Here is a 22207-nt window from a genome sequence, read left to right on the forward strand (position 1 = left end):
CGCCGGTTAAGGCGGTTTGTTCACGATTCAGAAATCTTATTTGTTGCCGGTGCCGCCGGTGCCGGTACGACGCTGGCCTGCATGTGCAGGACGCGAACGTGCCGGACGGTTTTCGCCGGAACCGCGGTTTTCAGACGTGCCGTTTGCCGCACGCTGACCACTACCGCCCGGACGCGGAGCGCCTGAACGTGGAGCACCGGAGCGCGGTGCGCCCGGACGCTGGCCCTGACGTGGTGCGCCACGACCGCCGCCACCGCTACCCTGGCGACCATTGATGATCGGCTCAGCTTTGATGCTCAAATCTGGCTCATAACCCGGCAGTGCGATGCGTGGAATTTCACGCTTCAGCAGGCGCTCGATGTCACGCAGCAATTTATGTTCATCAACGCACACCAGAGAAACCGCTTCGCCGGTGGCTTCTGCACGGCCGGTACGGCCGATACGGTGAACGTAATCTTCCGGTACGTTTGGCAGTTCGTAGTTCACGACGTGCGGCAGCATATCGATATCCAGACCGCGCGCGGCGATATCCGTTGCGACCAGTACACGGACTGAACCAGCTTTGAAATCGGCCAGTGCACGGGTACGCGCGCCCTGACTTTTATTGCCATGAATCGCAGCGGCGGTGATGCCGTCTTTATTCAGTTGCTCAGCCAGATGGTTGGCACCGTGTTTTGTACGGTTGAACACCAGCACCTGTTTCCAGTTGCCTTCGCCGATCATCTGGGACAGCAGTTCTTTTTTGCGTTTCTTATCAACAAAGTGAACGGTCTGTTCAATTTGCTCAGAAGCGGTGTTGCGACGCGCAACTTCAACAGAAGCCGGGTTAGTCAGCAACTTGCTCGCCAGACCTTTGATCTCATCGGAGAAGGTGGCGGAGAACAGCAGGTTCTGACGCTTGGCAGGCAGTTTCGCCAGCACGCGACGGATGTCGTGGATGAAGCCCATGTCCAGCATACGGTCAGCTTCATCAAGCACTAAAATTTCTACCTGGGATAAATCAACAGCACGCTGATGTTCCAGATCCAGCAAACGACCCGGCGTTGCGATCAGAACATCCACGCCACCGCGCAGTTTCAACATCTGCGGGTTGATGCTCACACCACCAAATACGACCAGCGAACGCAGGGTCAGGTATTTGCTGTAAGCCTGGACGTTTTCGCCAATCTGCGCCGCCAGCTCACGGGTTGGGGTCAGGATCAGCGCACGAACCGGGCGACGTCCTTTGAATTGCGCGTTGGTATGGCTGAGCATGTTCAGCAGCGGCAGTGTAAAACCAGCGGTTTTACCGGTACCGGTCTGCGCGCTCGCCATCAGGTCACGACCTTCCAGCACAACAGGGATAGCCTGACGCTGAATAGGCGTAGGTTCACGATAGCCCTGTTCTTCAACAGCACGCAAAATTTCGGCACTTAAGCCGAGGGAATCAAATGACATATAAGGAAAAGCTCCAGTCCACTCTAACCCGAACGGGGTTCGGTGCAGTTTCAAGAGTGGATGATCAGACGAGGCAAATGAGGCATTACCACGAGGATTCGGCACAAACTGCAGTGCGCCAGTTGTGCGGATAGTAGCACAGAACGCCGTGCCGCGCGAAGTTATCTGCTCCCGGCCTGTAACCGGGCGTGACAAAAGCAAACTTCTGTGACGCTTTTGGGCGGCATAATCTGCGGCAATAATCCGAAACTTTGATACAGGATAATCAATTATAAAGCTGATGAATGGCTTCCCACTTTTTGCGTCCCAATCCCCGGGTTAGCTTGCTATGCTTCTTTTACTTTCACTCTTCTGTCCATAAGGCTGCACCGCTGCAACATGGAAACCTGGAAAATAAACTTAATTTCCGTCTGGCTCGGGTGTTTTTTTACCGGCATGGCGATGAGTCAGATCCTGCCTTTTTTACCGCTTTACATCGAACAACTGGGTGTGACGTCTCATGAATCCCTGAGTTTGTGGTCCGGGTTGGTGTTCAGCGGAACCTTCCTGGTTTCGGCGATTGTTGCGCCGCTGTGGGGCAGCCTGGCTGACCGCAAAGGCCGCAAGCTGATGCTCCTGCGCGCCGCGCTGGGCATGGCAATTGTCATGATGTTGCAGGGTTTTGCGACCAACGTCTGGCAGCTTTTCATTCTGCGCACGCTGATGGGTTTAACGTCCGGCTATATTCCGAATGCCATGGCGCTGGTGGCCTCGCAGGTCCCGCGCGATAAAAGCGGCTGGGCGCTGGGGACGCTGTCCACCGGTCAGGTTTCCGGCGTCATTATCGGCCCGCTGCTGGGCGGCTTTATGGCCGATCATCTCGGCCTGCGCACCGTGTTTTTCGTCACCAGCGGCATGTTGTTTATCAGTTTCCTGATCACCTTTTTCCTGATTAAAGAACGCGTAGTGCCGGTCACCAAGGCCAACCGTCTGAGCGGTAAAGCGGTGTTTACCACACTTCCCTACCCGTGGCTGATTGTCAGTCTGTTCGTCACCACCATGATGATCCAGCTGGCGAACGGCTCCATCAGCCCGATACTGACGTTGTTTATCCGCGAGCTTTCGTCCCATACCAGCAATATTGCGTTTATCAGCGGCGTGATTGCCGCCGTGCCCGGCGTTTCGGCATTACTGGCTGCACCCAAACTGGGTAAACTCGGCGACCGTATCGGCGCGCACCGCATTCTCATTGCCGCGCTGGTCTTTTGCTTCCTGCTGTTCTGCCTGATGGCGCTGATCAAAACGCCGGTCCAGCTCGGCATTCTGCGTTTCATGCTCGGTTTCGGCGATGGTGCATTGATGCCTGCGGTACAGGCGTTGCTGGTGAAATACAGCAGTGACAAGGTGACTGGCCGGATATTTGGGTATAACCAGTCGTTTATGTACCTCGGGAATGTCATCGGGCCGCTGATAGGTTCCAGCGCTTCCGCACTGTTCGGGTTCCGGTGGGTGTTTATCGTGACCGCGATTCTGGTGTTGTTTAACACCGTGCAGGTGTGGTGGAGTTTCAGGCAGGTGCCAACTGGGAGAGTGAGGATGCCCTGACGGGGGAGCCGGATGCTTCTGCTACAGGATCCAACGAGGCTTATGAATACGGCCGTGAGCACATAAAGGTCTGCCGGACAGCGAAATCATCAATACAGCCTTCCGGCCGACACTGACTTTTGTGTGATGGCGTCCGCCGCTGTTGAGAATCAGCGCCGGACGCCATGCGGTACAACGCTTTATGCCAGGTCTACCCTTCTTGATTCCCGCCCTTATTCTGCAAGCAGGTTTCGCATCCTTCTTCCCACAGTGTTGCGTCTTCAGCGATTGCAGCCCTGAACCCTTCGTTAAAACCCGCTTCATTTGCCTCTTGGGTCATTTGCGTAATGCACGCCTCGCCCGCCCTTATCGCCATTCTCCAGGTCCGGGTTAACTCAAGCCCAATAAACAGAACCACGCCAGCCAGAACATGAATCGATGATTCAATTCCGCCGTCACTACGGACTCCGGCGATACAGGCGGCTGCGATCAATCCACTTGTCACCACAACAGCAGATATAACTTTGTCTTTAATGAGCATTGTTGAAACCGGCAATTATCTGAGTATTGATCCTAGGCTCATTTTGTCATGGGTTTCAGGCTGTTAAGTGCGATTTAGTTGGGGAGCAGGGTCTTTTAATGGACGCTTAAATAACGGGTTTGAAGGCGGTTACAGGAGCAGTATTCTAACGTTACGTAGTACGACGCAAAACAGATGCAAATGATTAACTTACTCAATCAAAAGCATTTTTTATATTATCTTTTATGATTATCACTTTGCCCCTTAACTTTGAGAGTATTTGTTCATGTTCGTTAACATTCAGTAGTCTTTGGGAAGATGATTAACGGCAATTAACTTGCCTTTTTTCATGTCTATATACCCCCCTACCCTCAGAGCTGAAAGTATTTTAGAGATAAGACTCTTGGAAAGTTTTGATCGGAGTTGTATATATAAAAGAACGCTTTGCTTTATTCGAAAATCCTCGGGCTCTTGCAGCAACTCTATTAATTTATTTTTTATAATTAAGTATGCATTTACGCCAACCAGCTGAAAGTCTCTCGTTTGAAGAACTTGAATAAAATACACTTGTATCTGGCATATTTTTTCCCATGAGCCATTTTTTGTGAATAACTCACAAGCCAATTTTGCATTAACTTTAATACAACTGCATTCCGTCTCAGCCAAGACGTAATGGGCGTTACGTGGTTGAAAAAACTCAACCATCCCAAACAATGAAGGTGCTGATGAAGAGTGCATCAGCAAATGGTCATACTTACGATAAACAGAGAAATGACCACTTATGACGAATGTAAAACAGGAGTTATCGTTATCTTCACGAAATGGGATCCTTTCACCTTTATTCGTGATGAATGCTTCCCCAATAGCCTCTATTTCATGGCAAATTTCCTGCAAAACTTCAACGGGCTTGTTGAACCTGGTAGTTCTGCACTCAACTTCATCATCTTTATGAAAATAAGCTTCTTCATTGTTCATTCTATTGCCTCACCCGTATTTTTTAATGGAATAAGAGCTAACATCCCTCAAGCACTCGGCCGCAGTCAAAATGCATAATTCCATTAATAAATCGCATAATAAATATGACATACATTTGCGCAACTAATGAATGTTACTCACAGTATGATACTCAATGAATTCATCATCACACATTAAACAAACTCCACAAATTATTTATGCTTGTTTATCAAGACGACTTCCCCAGACCAGTAATGCATTATCCTGGCAAAGTGCAAGATAAGCATCCAAAACCGCCCATTATTTTTCAAAAACGAAATTATCCACACTGGAAACTTCAGCGTAAACATTGATATCGCCATACATCAATGATAGCAGTAAGCATCATCCTTTAATTCATAGAAAAAACCCGCATAAATTTCTTTATTACGGGTCAAATGTTTCAATTAAATCATTTTTTAAAAGCAGTGGCACTCAGGGACTCATTCTGAGAGATAACAACCTAGCATTATATCGACACACAGAAAAGGTCCTTTAAAACACCTTTTAAAATGTTTTTAAAATGAACTTAATCCTTAAAATAGTACTTTGATGCGAGTGAAAACCGCCTAATGACGTCACATTACTATTTACACTTAAGGATAAATCATGAAGAAATCAGCGTTATCTTTGCTTATTCCTGCGTTACTTCTGTCAACGGCAGCGCATTCAGCAGAAGTCTACAACAAAGACGGTAATAAACTCGATCTGTACGGTAAAGTAGATGCCTTACATTATTTCTCCGATGACAGCAATAAAGATGGCGACCAAACCTATGTCCGTTTTGGCTTTAAAGGCGAAACGCAGATTAACGATATCATGACCGGTTATGGCCAGTGGGAATACAACGTAATGGCCAACAACACCGAGTCTGGTGGCGGAAACAATAATTATACGCGTCTGGGATTTGCAGGACTCGGCCTGGGGCAATATGGTTCTTTTGACTATGGCCGAAACTATGGTGTTTTATACGATGTAGAAGCCTGGACTGACGTACTTCCTGAATTTGGGGGCGACAGCTATACGACAGCCGATAACTTTATGACTGGCCGTGCAAACGGCGTGGCAACTTATCGTAATTCTGGCTTCTTTGGTTTAGTTGACGGTCTGAATGTCGCCGTTCAGTATCAGGGTGCGAATGACGGAGACAATTCCGAAGAATTCCAGGGGACTAACAATGGCCGCGACGCCCGTAGCCAAAACGGGGACGGTTGGGGTCTATCAACCACTTATGAAATTGGCGGAGGTGTGAGCGCAGGCGCTGCGTATTCATCTTCTGACCGTACAAATGAACAACAATCTTCAGGCGACAAAGGTACGAACAACAATGCCGAAAAAGCAGATGCGTGGACTGCAGGTCTTAAATACGATGCGAATAACGTCTATTTAGCAACGATGTATTCTGAAACGCGTAACATGACAGCTTACGGTGAAAATGATGATAGCAATGGTGTGGCAAATAAGACACAAAACATAGAAGCGACTGCACAATATCAATTTGATTTCGGCCTCCGCCCTGAAATTTCATACCTTCAGTCTAAAGGTAAGGATCTGAATGCCACCAAAGATAGCTCTGTCTCTGGCGATAAAGATCTTGTTAAATATCTTTCCCTGGGCACGACCTATTTCTTCAATAAAAACATGTCAACTTATGTAGACTACAAAATAAACCTGCTTGATGGCGATGACAGTTTCTACAAGGATAATGGCATCTCTACGGACAATATCGTGGCATTGGGCATGGTATATCAGTTCTAGTTTCAACCCTGAAAATTAATAATGGAGCAAACCACACGCTCCATTATTAATCTGTTGTATAACGCGTTAATAACCCTCTCTTCAATGCTGTTACCAATTATTTAATACGCTAAAACCAAACGGGACATTTCTCACCATGGTAGAAGTAAAAACTTTCTCAGCAATTAGACAGTTTAATAGCTGGGTTGTGCAGAATGAGTCAACAATTGCCCAGGGTGTTATCAACATCATCGGCGCTTTAATTATTCTCTGCATTGGTTTTTTTGTTGCCCGTATGGCAGCCGCCGGGTTACGCAGATTGTTAACCGCACGTAAAGTTGATAAAACTGTCATTCAGTTTTGCAGCACTTTACTACGCTATACGCTTTTAGCCTTTACAGTCATTGCTGCGCTAGGCCGTATAGGGGTTGAAACCTCATCTATTATTGCCGTTGTCGGCGCTGCAGGTTTAGCCATTGGCCTTTCGTTACAAGGCTCTTTAGCTAATTTCGCAGCAGGCATATTACTCGTTTCCCTTCGCCCTTTCCGGGCAGGTGAATACGTAGACTTAGCTGGCGTAGCAGGAACCGTAGAAGAAGTACATATATTCTCAACCACGTTGCGAATGAGTGACAATAAAATTGTCATTGTCCCAAATGGGAAAGTTATTGCAGGGAATATTATTAATTTCTCCCGCCAACAACATCGCAGGGTAGATATAACTGTTGGTGTTTCTTACTCTACAGACATTAATAATATTAAAAAAATCCTTAACAAAGTAGTTACCGCTGACAAGCGTATTCTTCAGGAGTTGGGCGTCACCATTCGACTTAATGAGATGGCCGGTTCATCTTTAAACTATGTCGTTCGGGTATGGACGTTAAATAAAAACTATTGGGATGTTTATTTTGACCTGATGGAGGCAATCAAAGACACACTCGATGAGCATCAAATAAGTATTCCGTTCCCGCAATTAGACATTCATCTCTACAAATGAATGTTATAAAAATCTAAAACCACCACCAAGAGAAATATCATGAATAAATATGCTAAAGTCATTATTACAACAAGCTGCCTGATGTTTGCCAGCGCATCTTTTGCCACCACAACAGCACCGGCCCCCGCGTCACAAGGAGAGTATTTAGCACAAAAACTGCATCTGACTGATGCGCAAAAACAGCAGATTGAAAATTTGCAGCAAACAACGAAAAATGAACTTTCCAGCATCAATGTCGATGGCGTAAAAAAGGACTTAATCTTAAATATGATCAAGTCTGGGAAATGGGATGAACAGGCAGCGAAGCAACAACTCGCCGATATTGGGAATATCCAGGCACAGGCGAGTTATGACCGTGCCCAGTATATTTTCAAAGTCAGCCAGGTTCTGACTAAGGAACAGAAACAACAGTTGCAAACCATGATGAAACAACAAGCAATGTATTAAATCAGTACGTAATCTCCCCACCCATCTGGGGAGATTTATCGAAAAAACATTTCCCCTCTTCATGCCGTTTGCATTCATTTTTAAACGTGATCATTGTCAGTATAATTCAGCATATATATTAGTTGAGAAACAATACGTTCAGCATCACGATATAAATTGAAGACACCCGGATAGGCCAGCCAGTTTCCAAACACACCCGTAAAATATGCACAAATTAAATCTGCACTTTGTTTGCTGTTCAAGCTCGCAGGAAGCTGTTCTCTGTCCTTACACGCATCCAGCATCATTTCCATTCGCTGATGATTGATATAAATCATTTTCCGGATATCCTGGCTACTCAACATAGGTTGGGTAAACTCACATTTATGGAGAATGATATTGATTAAATCCCTCTGCTTTGGCTCTGCAGCAACCAACTTAATGCCATTGATCAGTAAATTTTTCAATTCAGCGAGAGGGTTACTCCCAGGCAGGATTAATTCATCACCTTTGATCTGGCTATAAATGGGTTTTTCTCTGTACCATATTTCATTGAATAATTCCGTTTTGCTTTCGAAGTGCCAATAAATGGCTCCTCGTGTTACGCCTGCTGAGCCAGCAATATCCATCAGCGTTGTTGCGGCATATCCTCGCGTTGAAAACTCTTCTATGGCAACATCCAGCAAATGCATTTTTGTTTTCAAAGATTCAATTTTCGTTTTTCTTGACATAAATGATATTTCTTTATCAGAAAGAATTTGTATGCAGATTTAATTATTTAAATCTCTTGAACTGTATAACTCAAGTGTTTATTACCTGATAAAGGTATTATTTTCAATTTTACAAAGGGTTAGCCAAGGGTCTTTTAATGGACTATCAGGGTGACTTCTTTATGCTCTATCGTTGTGATTAACTGACAACAGCTGGTAATTGCCATCTTTTTGCTTATTCGGTGAAATTAAGATCCCTCTCTCATATAAGGTAATGTGTAAAAATGGTTAAGTTTTTTATTGAGCGCCCTATTTTCGCCTGGGTGCTTGCCATTATTTTAATGCTTGCAGGGGGACTGGCCATTCTCAAACTTCCGGTCGCGCAATACCCGACGATTGCGCCACCCGCTATCGCTATTTCAGCCAGTTACCCCGGCGCTGATGCTCAGACAGTACAAGATACGGTTACACAGGTAATAGAACAAAATATGAACGGGCTGGATAGCCTGATGTATATGTCTTCGACGAGTGATTCGTCGGGCAGTGTTACCGTAACGCTCACTTTTGATTCGGGAACAGATCCTGATATTGCTCAGGTTCAGGTCCAGAATAAGCTACAACTTGCCATGCCGTTGTTACCTCAGGAGGTACAGCAACAAGGCATCAGTGTGAAGAAATCCAGCAGTAGCTTTCTGATGGTCGCCGGTTTTATTTCTACTGATAACAGTATGTCTCAGGATGCTATTGCCGATTATATTTCTTCTAACATTAAAGACCCTATCAGCCGGACGGCGGGGGTGGGTGATACCCAACTATTTGGCGCACAGTACTCGATGCGTATCTGGCTGGATCCTAACCAACTGAATAAATATCAGTTGACGACTCTGGACGTTGTCAATCAGTTGAAAGTACAGAATAACCAAATTGCGGCAGGCCAACTCGGTGGCCTGCCTTCGGTAAAAAATCAACAGCTCAATGTGTCAATTATCGCGCAAACACGACTCAGAAACCCCGCTGAATTTTCACGAATTCAGCTTAAAGTCATGCCTGACGGAGCAAAGGTTCAGCTTAAGGATGTCGCCAGAATCGAATTAGGCGGTGAGAATTACAATATTATTGCCCGCTACAACGGAAAGCCGGCAGCGGGGTTAGGAATAAAGCTGGCAACCGGTGCCAATGCGCTGGATACAGCCAAAGCTGTACAAGTCGAAATGGAAAAACTCAAACCCTATTTCCCTAAAGGGTTAACGATTGTTTATACCTACGACACCACGCCATTTGTCAGAATTTCGATTCAACAGGTCGTACAAACATTATTCGAGGCCATTATTTTGGTCTTCATGGTGATGTACCTGTTTCTGCAAAATATTCGCGCGACCCTTATTCCGACAATTGCTGTGCCCGTTGTACTGTTGGGCACATTTGCCGTCCTGTCTGCCTTTGGCTATTCCATCAACACGCTGACAATGTTTGGCATGGTTCTGGCCATCGGTTTGCTGGTCGATGATGCCATCGTCGTGGTTGAAAATGTAGAACGGGTGATGTCAGAGGACGGGTTATCACCGAAAGAAGCGACCAAAAAATCAATGGAACAAATACAGGGCGCACTGGTCGGTATCGCCATGGTGTTGTCCGCGGTGTTCATTCCTATGGCTTTTTTTGGCGGCTCAACCGGGGTCATTTACCGCCAATTCTCCATCACTATTGTTTCCGCAATGGCATTATCCGTTCTCGTCGCATTGATCCTGACCCCTGCCCTTTGTGCGACCCTGCTTAAAGCAGTCCCAAAAGGGGACCACGGAACAACGAAGGGTTTTTTCGGATGGTTCAACAGAGTATTCGCCCAAAGTACCCGACACTACTCAGCCAGCGTCGCGGGGATCATCAATCACACAGGGCGCTACTTACTTATCTATGCCGGGATAGTCGTTGTCATGGGCATTCTTTTTATTCACCTTCCAACCTCATTCTTACCCGAAGAGGATCAGGGGGTTTTCCTGACAATGGTGACACTCCCTGCCGGCTCAACGCAGGCCAGAACAGAAAAAGTCATGGATGAGATCACCCATTACTATCTCACGCAGGAAAGTGCCAACGTAGAATCAGTCTTCACCGTCAACGGTTTCAGTTTCAGTGGTAAGGGGCAAAATAACGGTCTCGCTTTTGTACGGCTGAAACCCTGGGATCAGCGGTCGGGAAAGAAAAATGAAGTGGCGGCTATTGTGAGCCGCGCGACGCAGGCTTTTTCACGCATCCGTGATGGTCGCGTATTTGCATTCAACCTGCCAGCGATAACAGAGCTCGGGACCGCGACAGGGTTTGATTTTGAATTAATCGATCAGGCCAATCTGGGCCACGTAAAATTAACCCAGGCGAGAAATCAGCTTCTTGGCATGGTGGCTAAACACCCGGATGTGTTGGTGAGAGTTCGGCCTAATGGCCTGGAAGATATGCCGCAATTCAAACTCGATATAGACCAGGAAAAAGCACTGGCTCTGGGCGTTGAAGTCTCTGATATCAATCAAACCATCGCGACCGCGCTGGGCAGTACTTATGTTAATGACTTCCTCGACCACGGGCGCGTCAAAAAAGTTTATGTCCAGGCCGACACGCCTTTCCGCATGCTGCCCGATGACATCAATACATGGTACGTCCGCGGAAACCTCGGGCAAATGGTGCCTTTTTCGACGTTTTCCACCGCACATTGGATTTACGGCTCTCCGCGTCTGGAACGCTATAATGGTCTGCCATCGATGGAAATTTTGGGAGAAGCGACACCGGGGAAAAGCACCGGCGAAGCCATGAATCTGTTTGAAAGTTTTGCCGCTAAACTCCCCGCCGGCATTGGCTATGACTGGACCGGGATGTCTTATCAGGAACGGTTATCGGGCAATCAGGCTCCTGCCTTGTATGCAATCTCTCTTCTGGTCGTCTTTTTATCTCTGGCGGCACTCTACGAGAGCTGGTCAATACCTTTCTCCGTCATGTTAGTCGTCCCCCTTGGGGTAGTGGGCGCACTTCTGGCCGCGACAATGCGAGGCCTCAATAACGATGTCTATTTCCAGGTAGGCCTGTTAACGACCATAGGTTTATCAGCCAAAAATGCCATTCTTATCGTCGAATTCGCCAAAGACCTGATGGACAAAGAAGGGCGGGAGCTGATTGATGCCACACTTGAAGCCGTCAGGATGCGTTTACGTCCCATTCTGATGACGTCACTGGCCTTTATTTTAGGTGTATTGCCATTGGTGGTTAGCACAGGCGCAGGCTCGGGGGCACAAAATGCTGTCGGAACCGGTGTCATGGGGGGAATGGTTTCGGCCACCCTGCTGGCGATTTTTTTGGTGCCTGTATTTTTTGTCGCTGTACGTAAACAACGTCCGAAGAAAAATTAACACCAAATCATTTACAACAAATTATTACTATCAGGAATACGGGATTATGGTCATTCGCAACACTGTTATTTCGGATAATTTAAAAACCTATTTTATTGGAAGTGTTTTTTTAGTCCTTTAATGGGTGTTTTCGATATTTATAAAACGTGATAGTTAATGCCTATGTGTAGAAGCGACAATTAAATTTCAACGTTATTTATAACGTTGATTCACGATCATGAAAACTCATTCTGCAGGTCGTTAATTTTTCACCCTGGAATGAGTGGGAATTTTTTATCAAACCTCTTCGCAGGTTCGTTCAGATGTGAATGTTAAGGAATAATAATGAAGAAACAAATAACACGGGCGATCATTCCAGCGATGATTGCTTTAAGCCTGACGATCACCGGATGCGACAACAGCAACCCAAAGTCCGGCAAGCCGGTACCTCAAGTCAGTGTGATTACGGTGAAAACCGCACCATTGGCAGTCAGTGCTGATCTTCCGGGACGCACTTCCGCTTTCCGGATATCCGAAGTCAGACCCCAGGTGAGCGGCATAGTTTTGAAGCGTAACTTCACAGAGGGAAGCGATGTGCTGGCAGGACAATCCTTGTACCAGATTGATCCCGCACCTTATCAGGCAAGTTATGACAGTGCAGTCGGGGATCAGGAAAAAGCCAAAGCGGCTGCAGTGATTGCACACCTTACCGTCCAGCGCTATAAGCCATTACTTGCCACCCAGTACGTAAGCCAGCAGGATTACGATACTGCTGTAGCTGACGCCCAACAGGCTGAAGCGACTGTCACAGCGGCAAAGGCATCTGTTGAAACCGCACGCATAAACCTCGCCTATACCAAAGTCAGTTCTGCCATCAGTGGTCGCATTGGAAAATCTTCAGTGACGGAAGGTGCTCTGGTCACCACAGAGCAAGCATCCGACCTCGCGTCTGTTCAGCAAATTGATCCGATTTATGTCGATGTAACACAGTCCAGTAATGATTTTCTTAATCTTAAGCAGGCAGTCACTCAGGGCAGTCTGCAAACGAATCAACAAACAGCCAAAGTGGACCTTATTTTAGAGAATGGGCAGATGTATCCCCTGCAAGGCCATCTGGAATTCTCTGACATTACTGTCGATGAAAGCACAGGCTCCATCACGCTTCGCGCGTTGTTCCCTAATCCTCACCATGATCTTCTTCCGGGGATGTTCGTGCGGGCACGCATAGCTGAAGGGATACAAAATGCCGCCATGTTAGTTCCGCAGCAAGGCGTCACGCGTAATCCTCGTGGAGATGCCACGGTGATGCTGGTGAATGCAGAACAAAAAATCGAGGTTCGCAATGTGGTTGCGGCAAAAGCTATTGGTGATGAGTGGCTGATAACTCAGGGTCTTAAAGAAGGCGACAAGGTTGTTGTGAGCGGATTACAGGTCGCCAAACCGGGTGTCGTCGTTGAGGCGCAGGAAGTCAATCCAGATCAACTGATGCCTAACGAGCAATAAACACCACGGCATATCATCAGCGAACAAGGTAATCCTCTAAAATGGTAAAGTTTTTCATTGAGCGCCCAATATTTGCCTGGGTATTGGCAATTATTTTAATGCTCGCCGGGGGTTAGCAATTTTAAAACTCCCTGTTGCGCAGTATCCAACAATCGCTCCACCTGCCGTGGCGATCACGGCAACCTATCCGGGTGCCGATGCGCAAACAGTGCAAGATACTGTGACTCAAATTATCGAACAGAATATGAACGGCATCGATAATCTGATGTATATGTCCTCCACGAGCGATTCCGCAGGTGGCGTTACGATTACCATGACCTTTAATTCGGGGACGAATCCGGATATTGCTCAGGTTCAGGTCCAGAATAAATTACAGCTGGCGATGCCCTTACTTCCTTCCGAAGTACAACAGCAAGGGATCAGTGTAGAAAAATCCAGTAGTAGTTTTCTGCTCGTCGCCGGTTTTATTTCCGACAATCCAAACCTTAGTCAGGATGATATTTCAGACTACGTCGCCTCAGATATTAAGGATCCCATCAGCCGCACTAACGGCGTGGGCGATGTTCAGCTATTTGGTGCCCAGTACTCTATGCGTATCTGGCTAAATGCCGATTCCATGAATAAATATCAGCTGACACCGGTTGATATTGTCAGTCAGCTGAAAATACAAAACAATCAGGTCGCTGCCGGGCAGTTGGGAGGCACGCCATCGGTTCCTAACCAGCAATTAAATGCCTCAATCATTGCGCAGACGCGGCTGAAAGACCCTGTAGAATTTTCCAACATACTGCTCAAAGTCAATAAAGACGGCTCGCAGGTCCGCCTGAAAGATGTCGCGCGAATTGAACTTGGAGGGGAAAACTACAACATCGTATCCAAAATCAACGGCCAGTCAGCCGCTGGCTTAGGTATCAAACTGGCTACCGGTGCGAATGCACTGGATACCGCGACTGCGATTAAAAAGAGGCTGAGCGATCTCCAGCCCTATTTCCCGCAAGGTTTAAAAGTTGTCTATCCCTACGACACAACCCCCTTCGTTAAAATCTCAATTCACGAAGTCGTTAAAACCCTGTTTGAAGCGATCGTACTTGTATTTTTAGTGATGTATCTATTCCTGCAAAATATTCGCGCGACACTCATCCCGACTATCGCTGTACCCGTCGTTCTCCTGGGGACTTTTGCTGTTCTTTCTGCCTTTGGCTACTCGATTAATACGCTGACCATGTTTGGTATGGTGCTTGCCATAGGGTTGCTCGTCGACGACGCCATTGTGGTCGTTGAAAACGTAGAACGTGTGATGGCGGAAGAAGGTTTAGCGCCTAAAGAAGCGACCCGGAAATCGATGGAACAAATCCAGGGGGCGCTGGTGGGTATCGCGATGGTGCTCTCAGCGGTATTCATCCCGATGGCATTCTTTGGCGGGTCTACAGGGGCTATCTACCGGCAATTCTCTATCACGATTGTCTCGGCAATGGCCCTGTCCGTACTGGTAGCACTCATCCTGACACCTGCGTTATGCGCAACCATTCTGAAACCACTGTCAGGGAAAAATCACGGTAAGGATAAAGGTTTCTTTGGCTGGTTTAACCGCAAATTCGATCAAAGTAGTCACCATTACACCAACAGTGTGGCCAACATTCTCAATAATCCTGGCCGCTACCTGCTGATTTACGGATTGATTGTCGTGGGTATGGCGGTCCTGTTCCTCAGGCTTCCAACGTCGTTCCTGCCGGAAGAAGATCAGGGCGTATTTATGACGATGGTGCAGTTACCTGCAGGTGCCACTCAGGCCCGCACCCAACAGGTTCTGGATAAGGTAACGCACTATTATCTGACCCAAGAACACGCCAACGTCGATTCGGTTTTTACCGTTAACGGCTTCAGTTACAGTGGTTCCGGGCAAAACTCGGGTCTTGCTTTCATCAGTCTGAAACCCTGGTCAGAACGCCCGGGTAAAGTGAATGGTGTCGCTGCGATTGTTGGTCGTGCAACAAAAGCGTTCACCCAAATAAAAGATGGATTGGTGTTTCCTTTCAATCTCCCCGCCATTATTGAACTTGGGACGGCTACGGGATTTGACTTCGAACTGATCGACCAGGCCAACCTTGGGCATAACAAACTGACCAAGGCACGTAATCAGTTACTGGGAATGGTTGCAGAACATCCGGAATTGCTCACACGGGTACGTCCAAACGGGCTGGAAGATACGCCACAGTTCAAGCTGGATATCGACCAGGAAAAAGCACAGGCGCTGGGCATTTCGCTCTCAGATATTAATGACACTATTGGCACTGCATTAGGCGGTTCATACGTAAACGATTTCATTGATCATGGCCGCGTAAAAAAAGTTTATGTTCAGGCCGATGCCCCTTATCGCATGTTGCCTAAAGATATTGATAATTGGTTTATTCGCGGAAGTGAGGGCCAGATGGTGCCTTTCTCCGCGTTCTCCTATGCGCACTGGATATATGGTTCCCCACGGCTGGAGCGGTATAACGGTTTACCTTCTATGGAGATCTTAGGGGAAGCCTCTGCGGGGAAAAGTACGGGTGAAGCGATGGCGATGCTTGAAAAGATGGCTTCCCAGCTTCCCACGGGCATTGGTTATGACTGGACAGGAATGTCTTATCAGGAACGACTGTCTGGCAACCAGGCCCCTGCGCTTTACGCTATTTCATTAATTATCGTATTCCTGTGCCTTGCTGCACTCTATGAGAGCTGGTCAATACCTTTCTCAGTCATGCTGGTTGTTCCATTGGGTGTCATCGGGGCATTGCTGGCTGCGACCTTCAGAGGAATGAATAATGACGTTTACTTCCAGGTTGGCTTATTAACCACAATTGGTTTATCCGCAAAAAATGCCATTTTGATCGTCGAGTTTGCGAAAGACTTGATGGATAAAGAGGGTAAGGGGCTGATTGAATCTACTTTGGAGGCTGTGCGTATGCGCCTGCGTCCGATACTGATGACTTCACTGGCCTTTATTTTAGGCGTCTTACCGCTCGTGATCAGTTCAGGTGCAGGATCTGGTGCACAAAATGCCGTTGGTACCGGCGTTATGGGGGGGATGTTTTCGGCAACGTTACTGGCAATTTTCCTTGTCCCTCTTTTCTTTGTCGTGGTAAGAAAACGGTTTTCTAAGACAAACGATTAATAATACAACGTTCTCGATACTAACAAGCAAACTCTCTTAAATGGGAGTTTACTTGTGTTTGATTCCCTGACCCTTTAACCAGGATGGATTTATCAAAATAACCCGATGTTTTTTAATGATTCCGATACAAAATTGCCCGTACTATTGATTAACGCGGCTTTAAAGATATATTTTCAGAAAACATAGTCATAGATTAGTCAATTTAATATTCATACCACTATTACACCTCAGCAAACATTGCCTTTACATAATAAACATATATTCTCAGACAGTAAGGTATGCGCGCTTAGTTTACGTAAAATCAATACTGTTATTTACTCATCAACGAAAGGAATTACTCATGTTCAAAAAAACACTATTAACTATCCTCTTAGCCAGTGCTGTTGTTTCATCATTTGCACAAGCTGCAGATCAAAAGACTGAACAAGAAAAAAAGAATTTTGATGAACATTTGGTCAAACCTTGCGAAGGAAAAAAATCGGGTGATCAGGTTCAGGTCATTACACCACGAGGCACCACTGTCATGGCAACGTGTAAAATGACAGCACTGATTAATATTAAATAAAAATATGGATGCAGGGTGATAATCCTGTATCCATTCCCTTAATTCTTAACATTGTTTATTACCATCATTTCAGGCATCCCGACATGAGTCCAAAAAAACTCTTTTTTGTATTATTTTTCATTAGCTTGAATAGTCATGCCGCCAACTGGACTTATCTGGCAAAATCTCCGTCAGGTAATCAATCCTATGCATTGGCCATTGTAAGCCCTCCTCTATTCCCAACTCTTTGGTATAAAACAACAGACAATAAAGGCAAAACACTGTCGATATCTAAAGATGTGATTGACTGCAAGAAAAATAATTTCTCGATCAAAGAAATAACTTATTACAACACAAAGGGAATGTCGAAAACAAAAACTCATACTTTTTTAATTCATGGGTTGAAATTACGCCAGATTCTTTAGCTGAATATGAATATAAATTTGCTTGCCATCACTCTTTTATCTTATAGAAAACTTATAGGAAAAACTTCACACAGCCAAACCAACGCTATAATGAGAGATAAAAAATGAAAATAATAATCATGGAAAACGACATTTATTCGGCAGAAGGATTAAAGTTTTTATCCGGAAGATGTGGGCTAATAACTGAAGAAATAGAGATAGTAACATCCATACATGCTCTTAAAGATTCATTGTCACATACAAAATTCGATCGCATTATCACACGAATTCAGGGATGTGATGAGAATATTGGTGACTGGCTGGGGTTGCTTGCTGACTTTCCCACTTACTTTGCTCAAGAGAAGGTGATTACCTGGGAACCTACGGGAAGTAAGAGGCTAACATTACTGTCGGGAAAAACGTTTATCACGCCAAAAAACATAGATAAAAACGGGAGAATTGCCGATATCCTCCATCAAATTTCACTTTTTTTAATGCCTGGAAAAATACCCTCAGAAGCTAACACACCCTCAGCCAAACTCTCAATGAAAGAAATGAAAATATTATCCATGCTGTGTACCGGAGATACGCCGAAGATCATATCTGCATTAACAAAAATGCCGGTAAAAACGATAAGTCTGCATAAGACAAGAGCGATAAAGAAATTTGGGGTAAAAAACCTGACCGAACTGTTATTTTATTAACCTCAATAAGTCTGGATGAAACTCATTAAAAAAGGCATTGAGACCATTATGAAAAAAGATGTATTTTCAGAAAAAATATTAACTGATGAAATTATATTCAAAACCATATACAATGAATTGAATTATCAAACATATGAAAGCGAGAGCATCATTCCACTCATCGATGAAATGAATAATCCATTGTGTCATTGGCTGATTAGCGGATGTGCTTCCCTGATAAGAGTAGACGATAATATCAGAACTTTTCCTGTTACAGACATTACCAGTTTCGGTCTTGTTGGAGGGGCCTTTTTCCATAAAAATTATGCCATCGTAACAGACATTGACTCTGTTATTTCCTCCCAATACGTCAGCGACCTCAGGACTATCATTTCCGATCAAAAAGGCTGGGGCGATTTGATGACATTACAAAATGAAAAGGTTGATAAATACATTTCTTATTATGACAATATGTCCGGAAGAGAGGCTTACAGTGAAATTTGTTTTCTATTGAGTATTATAATGAAACTCCCTGAACATATTCGAATGAAATTGAAACTATCTAAATTCATTATACAAAGAACCTTGATATCCAGAAGTATGACCTTGCAGATTTTAAGCAAGTTAAAAGAAAGTTTCCATATACATGTTTTTAATGGGTACTTACTTTCAATAAGGCAACTGCCGACTAACAAGTTTTGGTAAAATTACAGGAATTGATATAGCAGCCAAAGAAATAAACTTATAAAAAAAGGATCATTCTAAGTGAAAACTTTCAAAAATGATGAACTCATAGTACTTAGAAATGAAAATGACTACATGGCATGGTTATCTAAGTATTATTCTCTTGATATTTTCTCTGCAGAGGACATAGCAGAAACTGTCTATCAGGACAGACCTGACTGCTACCCTTGCATTATCTGTTCTCGCTACGGCCCCAACGATTGTTTCGGTGAAATTCTTTTATATATCACTCACGTTGAGATAGAAAATTGGTATAAGTTATTAAATAGTGTTAAATAATCGCCACCCATTAAAACTCTTATACTACGACGTGGATATTTATATACTAAAACACATCTCCACCTGCTGTTATGGTTTCTACTTTTAAAATCGTCATGTGAAAATAAATACTTACCTTCATCATTTTTCTTATTCAAAAACAACTGACACCATAAAACCAATGGGAAAGATTGCTTCACTGAACATTTTAAATTCACTTCTCCACCTCTGGATATTTTAAATATGTTATCCATCAATGTTACGGATAAGAACCAGGCATTACGTTTGCCCATAAATCGCATACGCATTTTATTTGTTCGTTTTTGCCATTGAGTGCTTTCGAGTAAATTTCATTTGTCTTTTTTAGGGTTCTTACACGGCTTGTTTGAATGATATTTTAGGGTGTATGTTTTTCTCAGCCCGCAAGGGTGCTCAATTTACCATTACACCCTGTCTAAAATAATGGTGAATAGTGCTTAATAATTAACTCAATATTGACTATCCCAACCTTTCGTCCCCTCCTGTCGCTGGGGGCTTTTTTTTCTCATCATTTTTCGTTAATGCCGTCTTAATTTATATTTTGTCTGATTTTTAAATGTTTTTGCTAAAAAGGATGCAAAGCACCCTTTTTAGTGCTTCAGGACTTGTTAAGCAGCTTCTGTTTTATGATGATTTTCTATAGCCCTTAAAACCTCTAACTCATGTAAAAGTTGGTCTATATTTTCGTTTTTATTTTCTATCAGAGCCTCATAAATTTGTTTCGTGCCCGTTGATACAAATCTCACCCCTTCCCGGTATCCCTCGTCGCTCGCTTTTTCAATTTCTCGCTGTACCTCCTTTTTAAAGGTATTAAGCTCTCTTATTGCTGCGAGACGCATCAAGATTAAAATCAGAATTAAAAAGATGATTATTGCTGATAGCCACATGACCATTTTTCTATCCTCCTTATATGTCTGCCTCCATCTTATTGCTCATTAATTTTATATTGCTGTATTATTTGTGCCATACATATATTGCATACAATTTAATTATTCATTAGTTTCGCTTATTAACTATTCAACTAAATACTTCGCATAAAAAAAGGGACGCTTTTCAGCGCCCCTTTCAAAAAGTTTGAAATCAAAAACAATTACCGGCGGTTACCGAAAATTCGTAACAGCATCAGGAACAGGTTGATGAAATCCAGATACAACGTCAGTGCGCCCACAATGGAATATTTGCGGAAATTATCACGGTCATCTGCCGACAACTGCGCACCCATGTTTTTCAACTTCTGAGTGTCATACGCAGTCAGACCGACAAAAATCAGCACGCCAGCGTAGGAAATGATGTTCGCAAGACCCGAGCTTTTCAGCCACATGTTCACCAGCGATGCCAGAACCAGACCAATCAGCGCCATGAACAACATGCTGCCGATGCCGGTTAAGTCACGCTTGGTCACGTAACCGTAAACGCTCATCGCACCAAACATCCCAGCGGCGACAATGAATGTCCCGAAAATGGAATCACCGGTGTAGACGAGGAAAATACTGGAAAGCGTCAGACCGGTCAGGGCGGAATACAACATGAAGAGGCCGGTGGCGACCGTCCCGCTCAGGCGATTGACCATGCCGGAAATCACAAAGACCAGCGCCAGCTGCGCGATGATCAAACCAAAGAACGTAATCTGGCTGGAAAAAACAAAACTCATGATTTTTTCGGAGCCGGAAGCATACCAGGCGACAAATGCCGTCAGCAGCAAGCCACAGAACATCCAGCCATACACTTGCGCCATGTACGCCTGAATGCCCGTATTTGCGCGTTCAACAATTGAACCGTTACTACGTGGATATCGATCCATGATGATTACCCTTTTGCATGGAGGACAATAATGAGGCCAAGACGGCCTCCCGATTTCTTAAAGCGTATCACAGTTGGCGAGAAAAGCATGGGAGGAGTCGGTGCGGTTGAAGCACCATTTACCAGCGCGCCGCCGCGACTTTGTCGCTGTCACGGGCATCAACCCAGCGGTCGCCCTCTTCCGTTGCCTCGCGCTTCCAGAACGGTGCGCGCGTTTTCAGCTGGTCCATAATAAATTCATTGGCTTCGAACGCCATTCCGCGGTGAGCGCTGGTGACGCCGACAAACACAATTTCATCGCCCGGATACATCGGCCCGACGCGGTGATAAACAGAAACACTTTGCAAAGGCCAGCGCGCGCGCGCCTGTTCAACAATTTCCGCCAGCGCTTTTTCGGTCATGCCCGGATAATGTTCCAGCGTCAGTGCCGTCACATGACTGCCCAGATTATGATTGCGCACTTTACCGGTGAATGTCACCACCGCGCCGTCGGCGTCTGATTGCGCAAGCCAGTGGTACTCTTCGCCAACGTTAAATGGGGCGGCATCAACAATAATTTTTGTCCTGTCCATCTCAGCCTCCGGTCACAGGCGGGAAGAACGCCACTTCATCACCCGCCGCCAGCGGATGCGCCATCGTGGTCAGCGTCTGATTGACCGCCACCAGCAATTTGCCGGATTCCAGCGCCAGCGCCCAGCGGTCGCCGCGTCCGGTCAGGGAATTGCGCAAATCTTCCACGGTGGAAAAATCAGCCGGCAGTTGCAGGCTGGACGTCCCGGTTAACTCACGAACCTGGGCGAAGAATAAAATGTCGATCATATTTTAACCTTACTTTCCGCATGACTATCCGCTTTAAAGTCGCCGGATTTACCACCGCTCTTTTCCAGCAGACGGATCGGGCCGATCACCATATCTTTCTGAACAGCTTTGCACATGTCGTAGATGGTCAGCGCGGCGACAGAAGCCGCGGTCAGTGCTTCCATTTCCACGCCGGTTTTGCCGCTTAACCGGCAACGGGATTCGATGCGAACGCGGTTATGTTCCGGCTGCGCTTCGAGACTGACTTCGACTTTGGTCAGCAACAGCGGATGACACAGCGGGATCAAATCCCAGGTTTTCTTGGCAGCCTGAATTCCGGCGATACGCGCGGTAGCAAAAACATCCCCTTTGTGATGATTGCCGTTGATGATCATCGCCAGCGTTTGGGCTGCCATCTCAACAAAAGCTTCGGCGCGGGCTTCGCGAACCGTTTCGGCTTTGCCGGAAACGTCCACCATGTGGGCATCACCGGACGCATTAATGTGGGTTAATTCAGACATAC

General features: G+C 45.6%; 20 protein-coding genes and 1 pseudogene. 12 read left to right on the top strand and 9 right to left on the bottom strand.

Annotation, left to right across the window (positions count from 1 at the left end):
• Positions 1–36: 36 nt before the first annotated feature.
• Positions 37–1437, bottom strand: coding sequence for an ATP-dependent RNA helicase RhlE (rhlE, locus tag BV494_RS10435; RefSeq protein ID WP_104922819.1), 1401 nt, complete (start codon positions 1435–1437; stop codon positions 37–39).
• 378 nt (positions 1438–1815) lie between these two features.
• Here rhlE and mdtG point away from each other — a divergent pair, with 378 nt between their 5' ends.
• The gene (mdtG, locus tag BV494_RS10440; protein ID WP_104922820.1) at positions 1816–3021 is read left to right on the top strand and encodes a multidrug efflux MFS transporter MdtG; all 1206 of its coding nucleotides are present in this window, start codon (positions 1816–1818) and stop codon (positions 3019–3021) included.
• 190 nt (positions 3022–3211) lie between these two features.
• On the opposite strand, the gene BV494_RS10445 is transcribed toward mdtG, so the two are convergent.
• Both BV494_RS10445 and BV494_RS10450 read right to left on the bottom strand, forming a co-directional pair.
• Complete coding sequence (locus BV494_RS10445) at positions 3212–3541, bottom strand: hypothetical protein (protein WP_104922821.1); 330 nt, start codon at positions 3539–3541, stop codon at positions 3212–3214.
• Between the two features lie 279 nt (positions 3542–3820).
• Positions 3821–4495 carry a helix-turn-helix domain-containing protein gene (locus tag BV494_RS10450; protein ID WP_104922822.1) on the bottom strand — a complete coding sequence of 225 codons (675 nt, stop codon included), beginning with the start codon at positions 4493–4495 and terminating at the stop codon, positions 3821–3823.
• Between the two features lie 627 nt (positions 4496–5122).
• On the opposite strand from BV494_RS10450, the gene ompC reads away from it, so the two are divergent.
• The 3 genes from ompC (at position 5123) to BV494_RS10465 (ending at position 7694) form a co-directional block, all read left to right on the top strand.
• Complete coding sequence (gene ompC / locus BV494_RS10455; RefSeq protein WP_104922823.1) at positions 5123–6271, top strand: porin OmpC; 1149 nt, start codon at positions 5123–5125, stop codon at positions 6269–6271.
• Between the two features lie 136 nt (positions 6272–6407).
• Entirely contained in the window at positions 6408–7247 is an 840-nt protein-coding gene (gene mscS / locus BV494_RS10460; protein WP_104922824.1) for a small-conductance mechanosensitive channel MscS, read from the top strand.
• 39 nt (positions 7248–7286) lie between these two features.
• Entirely contained in the window at positions 7287–7694 is a 408-nt protein-coding gene (locus tag BV494_RS10465) for a Spy/CpxP family protein refolding chaperone (protein WP_104922825.1), read from the top strand.
• Between the two features lie 80 nt (positions 7695–7774).
• Here BV494_RS10465 and BV494_RS10470 read toward each other — a convergent pair whose 3' ends face one another.
• Entirely contained in the window at positions 7775–8404 is a 630-nt protein-coding gene (locus BV494_RS10470) for a TetR family transcriptional regulator (RefSeq protein WP_104922826.1), read from the bottom strand.
• A gap of 263 nt (positions 8405–8667) precedes the next feature.
• Between BV494_RS10470 and BV494_RS10475 the strand changes: the two genes are divergently transcribed.
• The 8 genes and pseudogenes from BV494_RS10475 (at position 8668) to BV494_RS10510 (ending at position 19068) form a co-directional block, all read left to right on the top strand.
• Positions 8668–11778, top strand: coding sequence for an efflux RND transporter permease subunit (locus BV494_RS10475; protein ID WP_104922827.1), 3111 nt, complete (start codon positions 8668–8670; stop codon positions 11776–11778).
• Between the two features lie 360 nt (positions 11779–12138).
• Positions 12139–13260 carry an efflux RND transporter periplasmic adaptor subunit gene (locus BV494_RS10480; protein WP_439958385.1) on the top strand — a complete coding sequence of 374 codons (1122 nt, stop codon included), beginning with the start codon at positions 12139–12141 and terminating at the stop codon, positions 13258–13260.
• Positions 13261–13301: 41 nt separating this feature from the next.
• A pseudogene (locus tag BV494_RS10485) lies at positions 13302–16414 on the top strand (efflux RND transporter permease subunit).
• A 340-nt stretch (positions 16415–16754) separates the two neighbouring features.
• Positions 16755–16979: a hypothetical protein gene (locus BV494_RS10490; RefSeq protein ID WP_104922829.1), complete on the top strand. Its 225-nt coding sequence runs from the start codon at positions 16755–16757 to the stop codon at positions 16977–16979.
• A gap of 83 nt (positions 16980–17062) precedes the next feature.
• A complete protein-coding gene (locus BV494_RS10495; protein WP_104922830.1) occupies positions 17063–17383 on the top strand; it encodes a hypothetical protein in 321 nt (106 codons plus the stop codon).
• A gap of 119 nt (positions 17384–17502) precedes the next feature.
• Positions 17503–18066 carry a helix-turn-helix transcriptional regulator gene (locus tag BV494_RS10500; protein ID WP_192938114.1) on the top strand — a complete coding sequence of 188 codons (564 nt, stop codon included), beginning with the start codon at positions 17503–17505 and terminating at the stop codon, positions 18064–18066.
• Between the two features lie 15 nt (positions 18067–18081).
• Positions 18082–18750, top strand: coding sequence for a helix-turn-helix domain-containing protein (locus BV494_RS10505; protein WP_104922832.1), 669 nt, complete (start codon positions 18082–18084; stop codon positions 18748–18750).
• 60 nt (positions 18751–18810) lie between these two features.
• Positions 18811–19068 (top strand): hypothetical protein, encoded by a 258-nt coding sequence (locus BV494_RS10510; protein WP_104922833.1) that lies wholly within the window; start codon positions 18811–18813, stop codon positions 19066–19068.
• 626 nt (positions 19069–19694) lie between these two features.
• Here BV494_RS10510 and BV494_RS10515 read toward each other — a convergent pair.
• From BV494_RS10515 to moaC, 5 genes are all read right to left on the bottom strand, one after another.
• The gene (locus BV494_RS10515; RefSeq protein ID WP_104922834.1) at positions 19695–19979 is read right to left on the bottom strand and encodes a hypothetical protein; all 285 of its coding nucleotides are present in this window, start codon (positions 19977–19979) and stop codon (positions 19695–19697) included.
• A 197-nt stretch (positions 19980–20176) separates the two neighbouring features.
• Positions 20177–20887, bottom strand: coding sequence for a Bax inhibitor-1/YccA family protein (locus tag BV494_RS10520; protein ID WP_013576373.1), 711 nt, complete (start codon positions 20885–20887; stop codon positions 20177–20179).
• A 118-nt stretch (positions 20888–21005) separates the two neighbouring features.
• Entirely contained in the window at positions 21006–21458 is a 453-nt protein-coding gene (gene moaE / locus BV494_RS10525; protein WP_104922835.1) for a molybdopterin synthase catalytic subunit MoaE, read from the bottom strand.
• A 1-nt stretch (position 21459) separates the two neighbouring features.
• Positions 21460–21705, bottom strand: a complete 246-nt coding sequence (gene moaD, locus BV494_RS10530; RefSeq protein ID WP_101077324.1) for a molybdopterin synthase sulfur carrier subunit — start codon at positions 21703–21705, stop codon at positions 21460–21462.
• Entirely contained in the window at positions 21702–22205 is a 504-nt protein-coding gene (gene moaC, locus BV494_RS10535; protein WP_104922836.1) for a cyclic pyranopterin monophosphate synthase MoaC, read from the bottom strand. Before moaC ends, moaD begins: the two co-directional genes overlap by 4 nt.
• Positions 22206–22207: the final 2 nt, after the last annotated feature.

The organism is Rahnella sikkimica, assembly GCF_002951615.1.
In the GTDB taxonomy this organism is placed as follows: Bacteria; Pseudomonadota; Gammaproteobacteria; order Enterobacterales; family Enterobacteriaceae; genus Rahnella; species Rahnella sikkimica.